The sequence below is a fragment of the Spirillospora sp. NPDC046719 genome, assembly GCF_040645715.1.
Taxonomy (GTDB): Bacteria; Actinomycetota; Actinomycetes; order Streptosporangiales; family Streptosporangiaceae; genus Spirillospora.
The window spans coordinates 1-16,989 of sequence record NZ_JBEYYT010000189.1 but is presented as its reverse complement, the minus strand read 5'-3'; the positions used below and the strand labels follow the sequence as shown (position 1 = coordinate 16,989).

The 16,989-nt window shown below is 70.6% G+C and carries 16 protein-coding genes; 11 read left to right on the top strand and 5 right to left on the bottom strand.

Annotated features, from left to right (window positions below):
* Positions 1-2,963, bottom strand: a 2,963-nt coding sequence (locus ABZ914_RS28350) for an AfsR/SARP family transcriptional regulator (protein ID WP_500196904.1), incomplete at its 3' end; no start/stop codon positions are given.
* A gap of 42 nt (positions 2,964-3,005) precedes the next feature.
* Here ABZ914_RS28350 and ABZ914_RS28345 point away from each other — a divergent pair.
* The 4 genes from ABZ914_RS28345 (at position 3,006) to ABZ914_RS28330 (ending at position 7,284) form a co-directional block, all read left to right on the top strand.
* Positions 3,006-3,431, top strand: a complete 426-nt coding sequence (locus tag ABZ914_RS28345) for a limonene-1,2-epoxide hydrolase family protein (protein WP_500196903.1) — start codon at positions 3,006-3,008, stop codon at positions 3,429-3,431.
* A gap of 118 nt (positions 3,432-3,549) precedes the next feature.
* Positions 3,550-4,968, top strand: a complete 1,419-nt coding sequence (locus ABZ914_RS28340; RefSeq protein ID WP_500196902.1) for a carotenoid oxygenase family protein — start codon at positions 3,550-3,552, stop codon at positions 4,966-4,968.
* 220 nt (positions 4,969-5,188) lie between these two features.
* Positions 5,189-6,943 (top strand): AbeC-like domain-containing protein, encoded by a 1,755-nt coding sequence (locus ABZ914_RS28335; RefSeq protein WP_500196901.1) that lies wholly within the window; start codon positions 5,189-5,191, stop codon positions 6,941-6,943.
* Between the two features lie 14 nt (positions 6,944-6,957).
* Positions 6,958-7,284 carry a hypothetical protein gene (locus ABZ914_RS28330; RefSeq protein ID WP_500196899.1) on the top strand — a complete coding sequence of 109 codons (327 nt, stop codon included), beginning with the start codon at positions 6,958-6,960 and terminating at the stop codon, positions 7,282-7,284.
* 157 nt (positions 7,285-7,441) lie between these two features.
* Here ABZ914_RS28330 and ABZ914_RS28325 read toward each other — a convergent pair whose 3' ends face one another.
* Entirely contained in the window at positions 7,442-7,969 is a 528-nt protein-coding gene (locus tag ABZ914_RS28325; protein WP_500196898.1) for a hypothetical protein, read from the bottom strand.
* Positions 7,970-8,453: 484 nt separating this feature from the next.
* On the opposite strand from ABZ914_RS28325, the gene ABZ914_RS28320 reads away from it, so the two are divergent.
* From ABZ914_RS28320 to ABZ914_RS28305, 4 genes are read left to right on the top strand one after another with little or no spacing between them, the layout of a single operon-like run.
* The gene (locus ABZ914_RS28320) at positions 8,454-8,867 is read left to right on the top strand and encodes a WXG100 family type VII secretion target (protein WP_190863755.1); all 414 of its coding nucleotides are present in this window, start codon (positions 8,454-8,456) and stop codon (positions 8,865-8,867) included.
* Position 8,868: 1 nt separating this feature from the next.
* Positions 8,869-9,513 carry a hypothetical protein gene (locus ABZ914_RS28315; protein ID WP_500196896.1) on the top strand — a complete coding sequence of 215 codons (645 nt, stop codon included), beginning with the start codon at positions 8,869-8,871 and terminating at the stop codon, positions 9,511-9,513.
* Positions 9,504-9,962 carry a hypothetical protein gene (locus ABZ914_RS28310; protein ID WP_500196895.1) on the top strand — a complete coding sequence of 153 codons (459 nt, stop codon included), beginning with the start codon at positions 9,504-9,506 and terminating at the stop codon, positions 9,960-9,962. The genes ABZ914_RS28315 and ABZ914_RS28310 overlap by 10 nt, the downstream gene beginning before the upstream one ends.
* A gap of 26 nt (positions 9,963-9,988) precedes the next feature.
* On the top strand, positions 9,989-10,486 hold the full coding sequence (locus tag ABZ914_RS28305; protein WP_500196893.1) for a hypothetical protein: 498 nt from the start codon (positions 9,989-9,991) through the stop codon (positions 10,484-10,486).
* A 43-nt stretch (positions 10,487-10,529) separates the two neighbouring features.
* Here ABZ914_RS28305 and ABZ914_RS28300 read toward each other — a convergent pair whose 3' ends face one another.
* Complete coding sequence (locus ABZ914_RS28300) at positions 10,530-12,215, bottom strand: DUF2207 domain-containing protein (protein ID WP_500196891.1); 1,686 nt, start codon at positions 12,213-12,215, stop codon at positions 10,530-10,532.
* A 233-nt stretch (positions 12,216-12,448) separates the two neighbouring features.
* Here ABZ914_RS28300 and ABZ914_RS28295 point away from each other — a divergent pair, with 233 nt between their 5' ends.
* Both ABZ914_RS28295 and ABZ914_RS28290 read left to right on the top strand, forming a co-directional pair.
* Entirely contained in the window at positions 12,449-13,702 is a 1,254-nt protein-coding gene (locus ABZ914_RS28295; RefSeq protein ID WP_500196889.1) for a WXG100-like domain-containing protein, read from the top strand.
* A gap of 24 nt (positions 13,703-13,726) precedes the next feature.
* Positions 13,727-14,371: an SCO4402 family protein gene (locus ABZ914_RS28290; RefSeq protein WP_500196887.1), complete on the top strand. Its 645-nt coding sequence runs from the start codon at positions 13,727-13,729 to the stop codon at positions 14,369-14,371.
* A gap of 40 nt (positions 14,372-14,411) precedes the next feature.
* Here ABZ914_RS28290 and ABZ914_RS28285 read toward each other — a convergent pair whose 3' ends face one another.
* Both ABZ914_RS28285 and ABZ914_RS28280 read right to left on the bottom strand, forming a co-directional pair.
* Entirely contained in the window at positions 14,412-14,921 is a 510-nt protein-coding gene (locus tag ABZ914_RS28285) for an NUDIX hydrolase (protein ID WP_500196886.1), read from the bottom strand.
* Between the two features lie 498 nt (positions 14,922-15,419).
* On the bottom strand, positions 15,420-15,776 hold the full coding sequence (locus ABZ914_RS28280; RefSeq protein WP_500196884.1) for a nucleotide pyrophosphohydrolase: 357 nt from the start codon (positions 15,774-15,776) through the stop codon (positions 15,420-15,422).
* 370 nt (positions 15,777-16,146) lie between these two features.
* On the opposite strand from ABZ914_RS28280, the gene ABZ914_RS28275 reads away from it, so the two are divergent.
* Complete coding sequence (locus ABZ914_RS28275) at positions 16,147-16,941, top strand: SGNH/GDSL hydrolase family protein (protein WP_433151984.1); 795 nt, start codon at positions 16,147-16,149, stop codon at positions 16,939-16,941.
* Positions 16,942-16,989 lie beyond the last annotated feature (48 nt).

The following is a 16,989-nucleotide window of genomic DNA, read 5'->3' as shown; positions in this document are numbered from 1 at the left end:
GCCAGCCGCGCCGCGCGCTCGGCGTCGCCCTCGGCGAGCGCGGCGCCGCCCAGCCCGACCGCGGCACCGGCCTGGTAGGTGAAGATCGGGTGGTCGGACGAGATGATCAGCGCCTCCCCGAACAGCTCCCGCGCCCGCGCGGCGTCGCCTTCGGCGGCGGCGACCCAGCCGAGCCCGACGAGCGCCGTCCCGCGCGCCGCCCGCGCGATGAACCGCTCCGAGGCGTACTGGGTCAGCGCCGTCTCGTACAGCCGCCGCGCCTCGGCGAGGTCGCCGCGCGTCCGCGCGATCCCCGCGAGCCCGTTGTACCCGCCCGCGACCTTGTCGGGGGCGCCCGCACGGCGCGCCAGCTCGATGCCGCGCTCCAGTTCGGCGGCGGCGCCGTCCGGGTCGCCGGCGTGGACGAGGACCTCCGCGCGCCGGTACAGCAGGTCGGCGGTGTCCTCCAGCGCGCCGAGCTGCCCGGTCAGTTCGAGCGCCTCGTCCAGCAGCTCCAGCGCCCGCTCCCGGTCGCCGCGCCAGTCGGCGATCTGGGCGAGCGGGTCGAGGGAGTTCGCGGTGCCCCACCGGTCGCCGCACTCCCGGAACTTCGCGACCGCCGCGGTGCACGCCTCCTCGGCGCGGTCGATCTCGCCGCTGAACTGGCGCAGGAACCCGTCGCTCATGTGGATCAGCGCCTGCGCCCACGGGTCCTGGCCGACGTGCATCGCGAACACCGCGAACTGCGTCCGGCTCGGCCCGGCCGTGAGCGCGTACTGCACGATCGTGGACGGGTAGGTCAGCACCCGGCGGATGCCGTGCAGCAGCGCCTCGGCGCGGTCCAGCCAGGTCTGCGCGCGATCGCCCGTCGCCCCCGCCGACACCGCGTTCATCACGCACAGGACGTACTCCTCCTCGCACCCCTCCGGCGGGTCGAGGCCCACGACGTCCAGCAGCTCGGACGAGATCGACGCGCCCTCGATCCGCCCGCGCAGCCACCAGTACCACGACAGCGCCGCGACCAGCCGCAGCGCGAGCACGGTGTCGAGGCGGACGCTGCGGCGCAGCGCCGCGTGCAGGTTGCCGTGGTCGGCGGCCAGCAGCCCGAGCCACTCCAGCTGCTCGGCGCCGCGCAGGTGCGGTTCCGCGCGCCGCGCCAGGTCGAGGAAGTACGCGGCGTGCGCCCGCTGGAACCGCTCGTCCTCGCCGGCCTCCGCGAGCCGCTCGGCGCAGAACGCCCGGACGGTGTCGAGCATCCGGTACCGGGTCCCGTCGCTCTGCAGCAGCGACTTGTCGGCCAGCTCGACGAGCAGCTCGTCGACGTCGTCCAGGTCGCAGACCAACGCGGCGGCCTCCAGCGTCAGCCCGCCGGAGAACACCGTCAGCCGCCGCGCGAGCGTCTGCTCCTCCTCGTCCAGCAGCTCCCAGCTCCACTCGACGACGGCGCGCAGCGTCTGGTGCCGGGGCGCCGCCGTCCGGTTGCCGCGCGACAGCAGCCGGAACCGGTCGTCCAGCCGGTTCGCGACCTGCTCCACCGGCAGCGACCGCAGCCGCGCCGCCGCCAGCTCGATCGCCAGCGGCAGCCCGTCGAGCGCCCCGCAGATCCGCAGCACCGCGTCCACGTTGGCCTCGTCGACCGCGAAGTCGGGGCGGGCCGCCGCGGCCCGGTCGGCGAACAGCCGCACCGCCGGGTACCGGACGACCTCCGCGGCGGGCGTGCCCTCGGGCGGCAGCGCCAGCGGCGGCAGCGGCCACAGCGCCTCCCCGGTGATGGCGAGCGCCTCCCGGCTGGTGGCCAGCACCCGCAGCAGCGGGCAGGCGCTCAGCAGCCGGTGCGCCAGCGGCGCGACGGTCGCGACGACGTGCTCGCAGTTGTCCAGGACGAGCAGCATCCGCCGCCCGCTCAGCGCCGTGACCAGCCGCTCCGCCGCGTCGGCCGGGCGCTCGCCGGGGCCCGCCATCATCCCGGCCTCGCGCAGCCCGAGCGCCCCGAGCACCGCCCGGCTCACCTCGGCCCGGTCGACGGGCGCCAGGTCGACGAAGCAGACCTCGCCGTCCTCGCGCGCCGCCGCCTCGACGGCCAGCCGCGTCTTGCCCGCGCCGCCCGGCCCGAGCAGCGTCACGAGCCGGCCCCCGGCCAGCATCGCCCCCACCCGCCGGACCTCGTCGTCGCGGCCGACGAAGCTGGTGAACTGCGCGGGCAGGTTCAGCCGGACGTTCTCCGCCGCCTCCGCCGCCGCGGGCCCTTCGAGATCGCCGCGGAGGATCGCCATGTGCACGTCCGCCAGCTCCGGCGAGGGGTCGGCGCCCAGCTCGTCGGCGAGGACGCGCCGGCCGTCCTCGAACGCCTCCAGCGCCTCGGCCTGCCGCCCGGCCCCGTACAGCGCCCGCATGAGCAGCGCCCGCGCGCGCTCTCGCAGCGGCCGCTCGTCCAGCAGGTCGCGCAGCTCCGGGATCACGGTGTCGAACTCGCCGAGCGCCAGCCGCGCCTCCGCGTGGTCCTCGGCGACCGCCGCCCGCGCCTCCTCCAGCCGCGCCGCCTGCGCCTCCGCGAACGGCGCCGACCGCACGTCCGCCAGCGCCGGCCCGCGCCACAGCTCCAGCGCCTCCCGCAGCAGCGCGGCCGCTCGCACGTGGTCGCCCGTCCCGAGCGCGCGGCGGCCGTCGCGTGCCAGCGCCTCGAACCGGTGCACGTCCACCGCGTCCCGGTCGGCGAGCAGCCGGTACCCGGCGGGATGCCCCTCGACGAGCGCGGCGTCGCCCAGGCCGCGCCGCAGCCGCGACACCTGCGACTGCAGCGCGTTGGCCGCCCCGGCCGGCGGCTCCTCCCCGTAGAGCCCGTCGATGAGCCGCTCGCTCGTCACGAGGCGTCCCGCGTCCAGGGCCAGCATCGCCAGCAGAGCCCGCACCCGCGGACCCCCCACCGGCACGGTCTCCGCCTCGCCGCCACGGACCTCGACCGGCCCCAGAATGCCGAACAGCATGGCCCCGATTGTGGCGTATCCCCTCAAGTACCGTGGTCGTCCATGACCGAGATCCAGATCGTCCGCGAGTTCCTCTCCGCCCTCGAGGCCCTCGACGTCGACCGGGCCCTCGCCCTCGCCGCCCCGGGCATGGTCTACCAGAACGTCCCGCTGCCGCCCGCGCGCGGGCTCCCCGCCGTCGAGAAGACGCTGCGCGCCATGACCCGCTACGGCACCGGGTTCGAGGCCCGCGTGCACAACATCGCCGCGAACGGCCCCGTCGTCCTCACCGAGCGCACCGACGTCCTCGAAGCGGGCGCGTGGCGCGCCGAGTTCTGGGTCTGCGGCACCTTCGAGGTCCACGACGGCCTCATCACCCTGTGGCGCGACTACTTCGACTGGACGACCTTCCTCGCCGCCTCCGCCAAGGGCCTCGGCGGCGTCCTCCGGTCCGCCCTCTCTCCCCGCCCCCGAACCCGCACCGAGTAGACGCTCCGCGACCACGAGGGGAGTTGCCTGGTAAGTGGTAGTCGTTAGGCATTGAACTACGTACCGGTGGTGTGGCACGCTTCCTCGACCGGGGACCTCTTCGGGTGAGGAGTCGGACGTGGCCGCAGCGGTCGAGGGCGTCGAGGCGTGGCACGGGCTCTACGATGCGCTCGCCGAGGAGCACGACTACGAGATCGACGAGATCGACGGGCGCCTTCCCGACGGCCTGGTCGGGACGCTCTACCGCAATGGCCCAGGGCGCTGGCAGGTCGGCGAGACCCTCCTCGACCACATTTTCGACGGCGACGGAATGCTGTCGCTGTTCGCGTTCCCCGGGGACGGCCGGATCCATTACCGGAACCGGTACGTAAGGACGCGGCACTACCGCTACGGGCAGCGGAAAGGGCGCGTCGGGCTGCGGGGGCTCGGTACCCAGCGGCCGGGCGGGGTACTCGGCAACATGCTCCGGCCGCCGGCGAACGTCGCCAACACCGGCGTGGTCCTGCACGGCGGCCAACTGCTCGCGCTATGGGAGGGCGGACGGCCCTACCGGCTCGACCCGGACAGCCTGGAGACGCTCGGCGAGCACTCGTTCGGCGGGCGGCTGAAACTGATGTCGGCCTTCTCCGCGCACCCGTCGCGCTGCCCGGTGACCGGTGAGCTGTTCAACTTCGGAATGGACTTCACGCGGCTGCGGAGCCTGCGCTGCTATCGGGTCGATCCGAACGGGAAACTGCACCACATGCCGCGGATATCGCTGCCCTACAGTCCGTGGAACCATGACTTCGCGCTCACCCGCCGGTATCTGGTGTTCGTCATCAACCCGGTGATTCCGAAGGCGGCGCCGATCCTGCTGGGAACCGGATCGATAGCGGACGCCCTGGCCTACGAGCCGCATCGTCCGACGTGCTTCGCGATCGTTCCCCGCGACGGCGGCAAGGCGCGGGTCATCGAGCACGAGGCCCTGCTCGGCTTCCATTTCGTCAACGCCTTCGAGGACGGTGACGACGTGGTCGTGGAGTTCGTCCGCTTCGCCGACTGGGACCAGGTGGCCACGAGGTTCCGCGAATTCCGCACCAGCGACTTCCCGTGGGGCGACGCGCTGATGCGCTATCGCGTCTCCCCGTCCGGAAGCGTCGAAGAGCAAGAGGTGTGCAACGGGCCCATGGAACTGCCGCACGCCGACGTACGGCAGGCGGGCCACCCGCATCGCTACACCTATTTCGCCGGCCGGACGAAATCCAGCACGGGCATTCACGCCTACGACCACGTCACGGGCCGCCGGACGACCCACGAACTGCCGTCCGGGCACGGTTTCGGCGAGCCGGTGTTCGTGCCCCGCGGCCCCGGCGCGGACGAAGGCGACGGCTGGCTCCTGACCCTCGCCTACGACCCGGACGAGCACCGCTCGCGGCTGCTCGTCCTCGACGCCCGGGACGTCGAGGCCGAGCCGCTCGCCGTCGCCCACCTGCGCCACCACATCCCGATGGGCTTCCACGGCTCCTTCACCACCCGCGTCGCGACCCCACACGGATGAACGTCGCCCTGACCTCCGGCATCGCGCGCGCCGACCCTGAACAGGGTCATTTCTGAAAAGGCAACGGCCAGATTATTGAAGCTTTACCGCTTTGTCCGGCTCTGGACACTCCGCCGACCGTAAAACGCTTCGCATGATCCCGGGTAAAGCCGGTTGTGGTCGGTCCGTCACGCGTAGTTCACTGAGCGTCCGCCCGCCCACACCGCTCACGGGAGTGCAGATGCCGGCTGACGACGACGGGGTCGTGCGGACGCTGCGGGGCTATTTCACGCACACGCCGGGGCAGCGCGTCCGCATGCAGAACGCGACGCGCTATCTGTGCTGCGCCGCCTACCGGGACGAGGCGCTGTCCAAGGAGATCATCAAGGAGTTCCTCTACGACCAGCACCGCGCCGTCGTCCCGTCCTACGGGTTCGACCTGCGGCCGGTGCTGGCGCACTGCCTGCACGCGCGGGAGATGCGGCTGGTCCGGGACACCATGATCACCGCCGCGATCGTGGTCGGGCTGGTGCTGTCGTGGCAGGTCACCCTGCTGGTGCTCGGGACGCTGACGCTGCTCGCCGCCGCGTTGGCCGTGCTGCCGAAGCGCGCCGGACGGTTCCAGACCGCCGTCACCATCGCGCTTCCCGTCGCCGGCGGCCCGCTGCTGCTGTACATCGGCACGACGATGCTGAAGGCGACGAGCGAGCCGGGCCTGGAGGCGGGCGGCGACGGGTTCGCCGAGCCCGTCCGCCACGACCACTGGTTCATCGGCGGCCTGGGGCTGTTCGCGCTGCTCCTCGGGATCTCGTTCGTGCACCGGCTCGCGGTGGTCTGGCTGCTGCGGTCGCTGGGGCCGGACGCCCCCGTCGCCGTGCCGAGGGTGCGCTCGCAGGCCCGGAGCGACCGCATCGACCGGGTCGGCGCCGCCCAGTACGGGAACGTCACGCTGTACTCGCGGCAGAACCCGTTCGTCGGCTCGGGGAAGGTCGACGACAAGCGCACCCGCGTCTGGTCGCTGGTCATCGAACTGGACCGGGTCCGTCCGGCCCGGGCGGACCGTCCGGCCCTGGCCGTCGACCCCGTCGACATGCGCGCGGCCATCGAGCGGAGGCTGACCGCGATGCGCGACGACCTGCCGCCCGACGAGTCCGTCGACCTGCTGGTCAACGACCACGTCGTCGCCGAGGGCGAGTGCGTGCAGGGCCGCCGCCCGTTCGGCCCGGCGCACCCCGGCGTGCGGTACGAGGGGCATCCGCTCATCGATCCGAACACGTGGCGGCCGTTCTCGAAGGCGTCGCAGGCCGCGGTCGAGGTGCTCGTCCGCAACCCGCAGGCGGACCTCCGCTGCTACCAGCGGATCACCGTCGAGGCCCACGCCGCCTCCGTGACGGACGACGGGCGGTGGCACGTCGTGCCGGCCAGAGACGAGGGCGTGCAGATCACCGGCTTCCTCTACCTCGCCGTGCAGGGCCGCATGCTCTACGCGCAGTTCGTGTGCAACGCGCTGCCGCCGATCCGCAAGGACTTCAAGCTGGTGGACGTGCTGCCGTCCTTCACCCCGGCGGAGGTCGTCCTGGAGGCGCTCCGGCAGGGCGGCGCCGCCGCCGTCGGCGAGGCGGTCGCGGGTCCGCTCCGGCTGGTCGCGGCGGTGCCGTGGGCCGAGATCTTCCAGCAGGGCGCGGAGCGGCACCGGCGGCGGTTCTTCGCCTTCGACTACGGCGCCCGCATGTCCGTCCGGGAACGCGCCGCGGAACCGGCCTTCACGACCTTCCTCCAGGAACTGGACGTCAACAAGCACACCCGGCTGATCGAGCGCCGCGTCATGGGCGCCCTCCTCGACCACCTCCAGCACGACCGCAACATCGACGTCTCCGACTACCGCACCGAGACGGCGTCGATCATCAGCAACTCGCTCATCATGAACGGCGGCACGGTGAACGGCCAGCTCGGGTTCGCGCCCGGCGGGGACGTCCGCCAGGAGGCCGCGGGCTGACCAGGGGAGAGGGCATGTCCGGCAACATGTACATCGGCGACGGCGCGCAGATCAGCGGCCAGGTCGCCATGGGACGCAACGTGTCGCAGGTGCAGCGCTCGTCCGCACCGTCCGCGAGCACCGACCTCTTCGACCGCGTCGCCGCGCTGATCGACGAGCACGAGGCCGCGCTGCCCGACGCCCGCCGCGCCCGCCGCGACCTGGCCGACGCGCGGGAGGAGGCGGAGGCCGACGACGGCGACACCGAACGCCGCGACAACGCGCTCGCCCGCCTCGCCGCGCGCGTGGCGCCGGTCGCCGCCCTCGCCGAAGCCGTCCACCGCCTCATGAACGCCCTCTGACGTGCATGCCGGATGAGTTGATCTGTGTCGGATCGTGCGCCCGCATGTGCGGGGGTCGCCACCCGCGGGTACGCCGCGGGCAAGAAGGCTGCCGGCCGCAAGCGCTCCATCGTCACCGGACGGGATCCTTCTCGACCGGGCACGAGCGAGAGCCGGGTCAGCCGGCGAGCAGGTCGGAGAAGTCGTCGCAGGTCAGCGTCGCCGACTCGGTGTCGGGGTTGAGCGCGTCCTCCACCGTCACCCGCGACACCCCGGGAACGGCCTGCGCGGTGCACACCAGCTGCCCCAGCGCGACCCGGCTCCAGTCGCCGCCCGCTTTCAGTCCGCCCGGGCCGATGTCGATGCCGGTCACCGAGGCGACGAGCATCCCGGAAGCCTGCTCCACGTATCCCGATACGTCCTCCGTGTGGGGCACCTCGGTGTGCAGGCCCTTGCGGCTCTCCTGCGCGGTGACCGGGATCTTCAGCTGGACGAGCGGCAGCATCGGGTGGCCGGCCAGCCCCTGGCGGGTGACCGGGACCAGCCTGTCCCCGGCCACCAGGTAGAGCGTCATCGTCATGCTGCGCCCGTCGGCGACCGGCAGGCTGCCCGCGCTGATGACGCCGGTCGGCCGCACGCCGCACCCTGAGGCCAGTGCAGCGGACGCCAGCACCGCCGCGATCGTGTGGAGGACCCGGTCGCGCATCGCTCCCCGGCTCGCCGGTGCCGCTGCGGGCAGGAAACCACAGCGTGAGTCCGTCAGGTCCGAGGGGTGTGGCGACGTCCGAGCCATCGCCACACCCTGCACGTACCGGTGCACAACGTCACGGCGCCACACCGACCCGGACCGACTTCTCGAACACCCGCAGAGGCGGGCCTCCGGGACAGCGCACTCTTCACCGTCCATTCGCTCCGTCTTGAGCGCGGCGCGGGCACCTTCTCCTCGAAGGCTCCGGTTCACGCGGAGTGCGTACTGCCCGGCGCATTATGTGAATTCTTCCTCTTGACAGACGGGTCAACTGCGTCCGACCAGATGGATCCGATGAATCGGGTGGTCTCTGCCCAGACAAAGGAGAAGCTGATAAATTGGCTGATCATGTGACATTGCCGGAGTCGCGCCATCCTTGATCGGGCGTCGGTGTCCATCCCACGAGCGAACGGTGGCGCGTGACGGGAGGAGTCCGGAGGACATGTCCGATCCGTCTGGTCTGGAGAAACTGCTCAATCCCGGAAAGCCGTCGCCGCCCGCGGCCCAGGTCCCTCCTTACCTCGCCCCGATCCTGGACGACCCCGGAAAGCTCGAGTACCGGCAGCTCGAAGAGCTCGAGTCCGGCGCGCGGGCGTGCGGCGTCGTCGCGGATTTCGTGCGGACCGGCCTCGGCAAGGCGGGGCGTCCGACCGACGCCGCGGCCAAGGACCTCAAGGGGTTCGGCTCGGCCGGGCAACTGAGCGCGCTCGTCGACTCCTGGCACGCCAACGGCAAGACCATGGCCGACCACATCGACGGCATCGGGCCGCGGCTCACCAGGACGGCCGCCGCCTACCGCCGGGCCGAGGACAAGATCAGAGGCGCCATCAACAAGGTCTGGCACGTGGAGGGCTGACGTGGTCGACTTCGCCTCGCTCAGGGACGCCCGCCTGGACGGCCTCAAGACCGCGGGCCAGGCCTGGCTGACCTACTCGAAGTACCTCCAGGGATCGGCGCAGGTCTACGAGACCGACGTCGTCCGGGGCATCGATCGATCCGGCTGGAAAGGCGTCGCGTCGCAGGTCGCGAAGGGCGAGATCACCCCGGAGGCACAGCGGCTGAAGCGCGCCGCGTTCAGCGCCTTCAGCATCTACAACACCCTCGCGCAGGCCGAACACGAATTCCGGCAGGCCCAGAAGGACCTCCAGAACGCGGTCAATGAAGCGCACAGCCTGCACATCAGGGTCGGCGACGACGGTTCGCTCACCATGCCGCCGCTCGTGGGGGCGGACCGCAACGACCCGGAGAGCCGCAGGCAGTGGAACGCCACCCTCCAGCGCCTCAGCGGAGCGATGCGGACCGCGGTCGACAACGCCACCAGGACCGATCAGAAACTCGCCGCCGAACTTCCCAAGCTCTTCGCCGAGCGGGCCTGGAAGGAGGACCTCCCGACCGAGTTGTCCGATGCTCCGCCGCTGTGGCCGGTGACGGACTACGGGCGGCGTGGGGCGTCGAGCCGCCGACCGCCCACGACCGGAAGGTCTACGGCCAGATGGAGATGATCGCGCTCGGCGGCATCGCCAAGCAGTGGCCGACCGCGGCGACGCTCCTGTCCCACTGGCTCGACGGGAGCGGCGACACCCAGCATGTCGACCCGGAAGAGATCATGAAACGCAGCCCGGAGATGAGGCGGGAGATAGAGAAGACCCTGGCGGAGCATCCGGGGGACGGGACCTTCGACTCCGGCTGGAAGAGCGCCAACTTCGACTACCGCAGGAACCAGGACATGTACTACGCCTTCAACGGCTACCAGTACAGGGTCCGCGGAGAAGGGAACCACTACACGGTCGAGTTCTACAAGCGGTACAACTTCGGCACCGCCGACGAGCAACGGCTGCCGTTCAAGGCGCCACTCGTGGGCACCGTCCAGCAGCCCGACATCTCCCACCTCCACACGGTCGGCATGGCGCGCGACTTCGACGTCTACGGGTCATCGGGATACCAGCGGTGAAAGCACGTCATCTGCTTTACGCGCTCGTGGCGCTCGTCGGCGTCGCGGTTCTGGCGACCGCCGGAACGGTGGGCTACGCGCTGCTGTCGACATCGGACGGACCGCTCGCCGAAAGCAACCGAGACCCCCGCGCCGTCAAGGGCTCCGATCCGCGCCTCACCCTCGAACGGGCCGCCGGCGACCTGAGACTGCACCTCCCCGCGTCCATGAGTTCCGTGCGGTACATGACCAGGAACGACTCCAGCCCCTACTTCCTGCATCTCGCCTTCGCCATTCCCTGCCCGGCCGTCGCGGAATTCGCCGCCGACAATGGTCTGCGGCGCGTCCGCTGGAAACAGAGCGTCACGCTCGAAGTGCGCGATCTCCAGACGGTGGCCGGCGACCTCGGACGCCGCCTGCCCGAAGGCCCCGCGACCAACGTGTGGACGAGCGACGAACACGACCCGCGCAGCCGCGTCGTCGCGGACGTCCCCTTGAACGACCGGACCTGCCAGGTCATCGGAACCTTCGCGGACTACGCATAGCGCCGCTCAGCCGGTGCCGCCTCCCTGGCCATGCGCCGCGTGGCTACCAGCTACCGCCCCCGCCTCCGCCGCCACCACCGCCCACGTAACCGCCGCCTCCGCCTCCGCCTCCGTACGACGGAGGCGTGTACGTGCTCGAATATCCGCTGTACGAGCCCGTGGAGGAGCGCCCAGAAGGATAGGACCAGTAACCGTTGGACGACCGCGTCGGGGCATCGCTGGGAGCCGTGAAAAGCCAGCCGAGCGCGGTGAACCGGCCGCTCGCCTCCGCCTCGTCTCCGCTGTAGGTGTACCAGTCGAGCCGATCGGCGTACGCGGTACCGAACTGCTCCACGGCCGACCAGGATCGGAGCGCTACTGCGTAGGACAGATGGCGCTCGCCATCCGGTCGTTCGAGCCGGCGGCCCGGCGCGTATTCCTCCAGCAGCGCTCGGAGCCGCGCGCCTGCGAAGGTGAGATTGTCGACCCGGTCCTGAACGATGAGCGCGACCGTTCCGGCGATGAGGAGGGCGACGCCCACCGCCGTCAGATCGCCCACGGAGAACACGCGGATGTCGAAATTCCCCCACAGGTCCACGACGACCAGGAGAGCGCCGGCCAGCAGGCCGACGAACCCCAGCGTGCGCAGCACCAATTCGCAGTTGTACGGGTCGAACCTGCGGACCAGCCTGCGGTCGCGCACGGCGGCGTAAAACATGCTGGAGAGCTGCAGAGACGCGACGTCACTCCGCCGCGCCTCACCGACCCGCACCTTCTTCCTGGATCCGAACAGCTTTTCCAGAAGTACCTGTTCATACGACCGAAGCGGCGCCTCGGCGGGGCGCCGGGTCAGCGTCACCTTCTCCCCGTCGTCGTGGATGTGCAGATGGCCGCGGACAGCGAGGTCGATCAGGATCGCCTCGCGTTCGCTGGACCTTCGCAGGGGCAGGAAGTACTGGAGCTCCGCCGGTCCCACCAACTCGATCAGGTCCGGAACGGGGCGCGGACGCCGCCGCCAACGGACCCACGCCCAAGCGGCGGCCAGGAGCGCGCACACACCGCCCATCACGGCGTGGCCCACCCACGTCACCGCGTACCGGGGCCGCGCGTAGTGCGGTGGCGGCACATGAGCGGCGCCTTTCGGCAGGCCGATCTTCACCGTGATGCCCTCGTGCGCACCGAGCCTCTGTCCGAACGACGTGCTGCTCCCCGTGACGGTCCGGCCGCCGCACGAGCCGTGGGTCCCCTCATGCCCCGCGAAGCAGTCGGCGTACGTCGGCGCCGCCGGGGCGCTCACACGCACCGCCGCCGTGTCGATCGGCACGCTCCAGCCGGTACCGATCGCGTCCCAGTACAACTCGTCGTGGTCCTTGTGCGGGGTCAGCGCGCGTGCCACGTCGAAGTCGATGGCGTAGGTCTTCACTCCCTTGACGTTGACGTCCTCGTCCCCGATCCGGATCTTCAGCGTGCTCGTCCCGTGGTCGATCTGGGTCTTGGCGTGCTTGCCGCCCACCGTCACCCGGACGCGGTCGATGTCGTAGAGGCGCCTGCCGTCGCGGTAGGGGATCACCCGGTCGATCCCGTGCCGGTCCCGCGCGCCACCGAAGTCATAGACGATCACCTCGTGGACGTGCAGGAGCCCGTCGGCGCGAACCGTGAGGTCGGCCCGGTAATCGCGGATGTGCTCCCGGGCCGTGGCCGCCCGCGCAGGCCAGGCCATGGCAACGGTCAGGAGGACGGCGCCGAGCACACTCCACCGCACGATCCGCATAACGGATAGGACGCTACGAAGCGCCCATCCGTTCAGCCTCGGGAGAGGGACGCCACGAACGGCCGAAGCCGGGCCCTGTGCAGTCGCGTCAGTTCCGCGTGCATCTCGCGGGCACCCCGCTCCCACCGCGTGTGCACCGTCTCGTAAGGCATTGTCCGGGCGCATGGCAATTTCCGCAGTTCCAGCAGCACCAACGTGCGGATGTGGTCGGCGTGAGCAAGGTCCTCATCGACACCGCGCTCGTTCAGGAGGCGGCCGGACGCGTCGCCGCCTCGCAGAACGGGATCGGCATCGTTTGGGACGACCTCGGAAAGGCGCTGGCGCCCACGCATGGCATGGCCGGAAATCCCGGCAAGGACCGCGCGGCCGCCAGATTCATCGCCGCCTACAAACCGGCGGTCGAAGCCGCATGGCACGGATTCGCCGCACTGCACCGCTCCGTCGGTGACATGTCGCGGGGGCTGACACAGACGGCTCATAACCACATCAAGGCCGATCGCAGTTCCGTGATCAACGGCCGCTTCTCCATGGTTCCCCAGCAGCGCGGAACTCTCCTGGACCAGCTGCTGCGCGGTAGTGCCCCCCGCTCGCTCAACGTGGCGCCGCCTCCGTCGGCCGCCGGCCCCGGCAAATCGCCGCCCAAGTCGCTGCTGGAGAGCCTCACCGGCATCAGCTTCGACCCTTTCGACATCTCCGAATATTGGCCGACGGGGGATCCCTTCGCTCTCAAGGCGGCCGCCAACGCCTGGCAGAACGCTCACACCGGGCTCAGCGGCGCCCAAGGTCCGCTCGCCGCCGAGGTCGAGAAGGTCACCGGCCACAGCGACGCGCCCGACATAGCGGCGTTCGGCGACTACTGGAGACGGCTGGACGGCTCTCCGCCCTCCCTGCTGGAGGCCCTGCCCCAGCTCTGTGCCGGCATGGCGCGGGCCTGCGACAGATACGCCGGTGCCGTGCAGACCGCCCAGATCCAGTTGAACGACGCCGCCCCGAACCCCGTCGCGGCCCTCGTTGAAATGGCCGCGATCCGCGCCGCCATGGCGGCGGCCGCGGGCCGGCTCCTCCAGGCCGTCTCTGTGATCGCCACCGGTGCCCTCGCCGAACACCTCGTCACCTCGGTCACCACCGGCGCCGCCAACGCTCCGAACCTTCGCATCCTCGAAGCCGAGACGGAGCATCCGAACGGCGTCTACGAGCCGAGCGGAAAACATAAGCCCACAAGTACCCGTGCACGCCGCGGCGGCGAGAACTCGAAGGAACCTGAGGACGGCCAGTCCGCGCTGGACGATTCCGTGCAAGTCAAAGATACCTCGCCGCGCAGGGTCGGCTACGATAAGGAAAGTGGAGAGATAGTGGTGCTGGACAAGACCAGCGACGGGGTATTCCACGGCCATGTCAGGTCATGGGAAGGGCTTGACCAGGCCATGCGTAACGCGCTCATAAAGGCGGGCATGTTCAATCGCTGAGGGAAGTACATAGGGGGAAAATAGATGCGCTATCGGAGGTTGGAGCCGATTGAGCGCGAGGCCGTGGAGTCCGCGCTGAGGGAAGGCGATGTCGGCACCGTCGTCGCGGGCATCGACTATCTGTCGAACTCGGACCAGGACCGGGACCGAGTGCTGAGCCTGCTGATGCGGTGCATCGACCATGCGGCCCCCGACGTCCGCGGCGCCGCGGCCCGTGGCATGGGAATCCTGGTTCGCCTCCATCCGGACATGCCGGTCGATGACATCGTCCGCGCCTTGCAAGAGCGACTGGTCGACGCGGAAATAGCGCCCTACGTCGAAGACGCCCTCTCCGATGTCGAGACGGCCCACCGCAGGAGCGTCAGCGATCCGCGCGCTGAACTCGTCGACAGCGTGCGGAGGATCGCGACCGGGGCGATCGATGATCTGACGGAGACATTGGTGCCGTTGGGGCCGCAGTTGGAGCGGGAGCTCACCTCACCCGCCTCCGAGATCCTTCGCAATCACCAGGAATCGGCCAAGGTGGCGAGCCTGCTCTCGGCTCTGGACGCCGTCCTGGACGAGGTTCCTCCCGCCGCCACCGATGCCGAGGTGCTGCGAAATCCGGGTTGGAGCCACGTCACCGACGCCGCCCAAAGCGCACTTGCAGAACTCATTGGCCCGTCATGAACGCCACGCTGCGGCGCCGGCGTATGGGCGGACGCCGCCACTAGGAGAACAGCGAAGTGACGAGGGGGCGGAGCCGGACCGACATCTCGTCCGGAACCTCACCCGGCCCGCACCAGCGGGCCTCAAGGATCTCCGCCGGATCGAGCTCGAGCCGCCCGCCGGTGACGCGGGCTTCGTAGTACGTCTCCACCCGGTGGCGAAAACCGCTGGCGACGCGAAGCGGAGTCCCCTCCACCTCGACCTCCAAGGAGGTCTCCTCGCGTATCTCGCGGGCCACGCCGTCCTCCAGCCGCTCGCCCGCGTTGACGTAACCGCCCGGCAGCCCCCAGGCGCGGTACTCCGGCCAGAGCCGGTGCCTCAGCAGCAGGATCCGCCCCTGCTCGTCCCGGACGACCCCGGCCGCATAGACCAGGAACGTGTCATGCCGGAGCCGCGCAAGCCGCCACTGCACCCGCCCGCCCAACCTCCTCCAGGCGCTGGCCAGCAGCCGGTGCGCCGCACGCTGCGGGCGGTCGATGAGGCGTGCGACCGGCGGGGTGGTCGTCTTCACGGAAACGTGGCTCGATCCTGGCCGTCGTCCACGGCCGCTGTGTCCGGGAGCGGTCATTCAACGCCATATTAGCGCCGAGGCGGCTCCGGAAGTGGGAAGGCCAGTCCTCTTCGTGAATTGCGGTGGGAATGGCGGTAGGCAGCCTGTGCGCCACGCCGACGTTGGAGCTCCATGTCTCAACGGCACTCGCCAGTCCGCCCCGTGCACCGGCGCATGCGGTCCTGACCAGACGTTCGTGGGCCTGGCCTCGACGCCGACCGCTGCCGGGCGGTCCGGTCCGTCCTCCCTTCGTGGGCTGGGCCGCCTCCGGCTCTGAAGCACGAGCAGGACGCGGTCGAACGTCGTCGAGTACCTCGCCCAGCGGAATACTCGGCGATATTTCTTCCCCTGCGCCTGCTCGATTGGTGAACAGCTCTCCGGGTGAAAGACCTCCATTTACTGCGGCCGTTGTCCGGCGCAGCTCGGAGGTGAGACCGGAATGCCCTCTGAACAGGGGGTTCAGGGGAGTGGTGGGGCTTTTCGGGCCGAGCCTCGGTACGTGGTCACGTCGTAGCGGCTCTCGTTCTCCTCGATCTTGTCGCGAGCGGCTTGGAGCAGGTCGATGCCGAGGCTGTCGGCCAGCTGGATCGTGTAGAGGAAGACGTCGGCGAGTTCGGAGCGCACGCGGGCCCCGGCGTCCTGGTCGTCCATGACCCGCGAGGACTCCTCGGGGGTCAGCCACTGGAGTTCTGCCAGCAGTTCCCCTGTCTCTCCTGCCAGCGCCATCGCCAGGTTCTTGGGCGTGTGGAAGCGGCCCCATTCGCGTTCTGCCGCGAACGCCCGGAGGCGCTCCGCCAGGTCGTCGATGCTCGTCACCCGGGTCAGCGTACGGCGGCCGGCCTCGAGCCGGCGGCGCCGCCTCGGCTCCGGCGGTCGCACGGGCGGGGCCGCGCGCTCGGCGTCGGGGGGCCGGGGGCCGTTCGCCTGTCGCGCGAGTTGCCGGACTGCGGCGTACCAATGAACGGTTCCGAATTTTGAGAAGTGTGGGTTCGAAGTTACAGAAGGGAGTCGTGGTATCCGGTCGACCGAGGGACGGATTTATGGGTGTATCGAGGATTTCAATGGCGAATAGTGACAAAGAAAGGTGATCAGGTTACCGGCTTGGGGGAATGGTGGGGTGGGTAGGTTGCAGGGGACTCCATTCGTCCGTCGCCCCGGAGTGCAGATGCGCCTCTCCCGCCCCTGTATGGCCGTTTTCGGTGCGGTGACCTTCGCCGCCGGCATGATCACCTGGTCCGGGTCCGCTTCGGCGGCCGGGACGAACTACGTCGCCCTCGGCGACTCCTACTCGTCCGGCACGGGGGCGGGGGACTACGACCCGGCCAGCGGGTCGTGCAACCGCAGTGCGAACGCCTATCCGAAACTGTGGGCCGCGGCCCATGCGACGAGCTCGTTCCAGTTCGTCGCGTGCTCGGGGGCGACGACCGCGACGGTGGCGTCGGGGCAGCTCGGCGCGCTGAGCTCGGCGACGACGCTGGTCAGCATGACCGTCGGCGGGAACGACGCCGGGTTCAGCGACGTGATGGAGACGTGCGTGCTGCATTCGGCGTCGACGTGCCAGAGCGCGGTGGCGTCGGCGGAGAGCTTCATGAGGAACACGCTGCCGGGCAGGCTCGACTCGCTGTACGGCAAGATCCGGGCGAAGGCGCCGGGCGCGCGGGTGGTGGTGCTCGGGTACCCGCACCTCTACAAGATCGTGAGTGTGTGCGTGGGGCTCAGCAACGCCAAGCGGACGGCGCTGAACGACGCCGCGGACGTGCTCGACGGCACGGTGAAGGCGGCGGCGGGGCGGGCCGGGTTCACCTGGTCGGACGTCCGCGACGAGTTCGCCGGGCACGAGCTGTGCTCCGGGGACGACTGGCTGCACGCGGTGACGATCCCGATCGGCTCCAGCTACCACCCGACCGCCAAGGGGCACCGGCTGGGCTACCTGCCCGCGCTCACCGGGTCGGCGAGCGCGGCGCTGCAGAACCAGACCTAGGCGAGCGGGTGAGGCCGCGCCGGGAGGGCGCGGCCGCACCCGTTAATG

Bases quoted from the DNA above. Each gene is read 5' to 3' on its own strand.
- ABZ914_RS28330 (WP_500196899.1), top strand. From the start codon at position 6,958: ATGTCCGGCAACATGTACATCGGCGACGGCGCGCAGATCAGCGGCCAG.
- ABZ914_RS28325 (WP_500196898.1), bottom strand. From the start codon at position 7,969: ATGCGCGACCGGGTCCTCCACACGATCGCGGCGGTGCTGGCGTCCGCT.
- ABZ914_RS28320 (WP_190863755.1), top strand. From the start codon at position 8,454: ATGTCCGATCCGTCTGGTCTGGAGAAACTGCTCAATCCCGGAAAGCCG.
- ABZ914_RS28290 (WP_500196887.1), top strand. From the start codon at position 13,727: ATGCGCTATCGGAGGTTGGAGCCGATTGAGCGCGAGGCCGTGGAGTCC.
- ABZ914_RS28345 (WP_500196903.1), top strand. From the start codon at position 3,006: ATGACCGAGATCCAGATCGTCCGCGAGTTCCTCTCCGCCCTCGAGGCC.
- ABZ914_RS28335 (WP_500196901.1), top strand. From the start codon at position 5,189: ATGCCGGCTGACGACGACGGGGTCGTGCGGACGCTGCGGGGCTATTTC.
- ABZ914_RS28310 (WP_500196895.1), top strand. From the start codon at position 9,504: ATGGAGATGATCGCGCTCGGCGGCATCGCCAAGCAGTGGCCGACCGCG.
- ABZ914_RS28275 (WP_433151984.1), top strand. From the start codon at position 16,147: ATGGCCGTTTTCGGTGCGGTGACCTTCGCCGCCGGCATGATCACCTGG.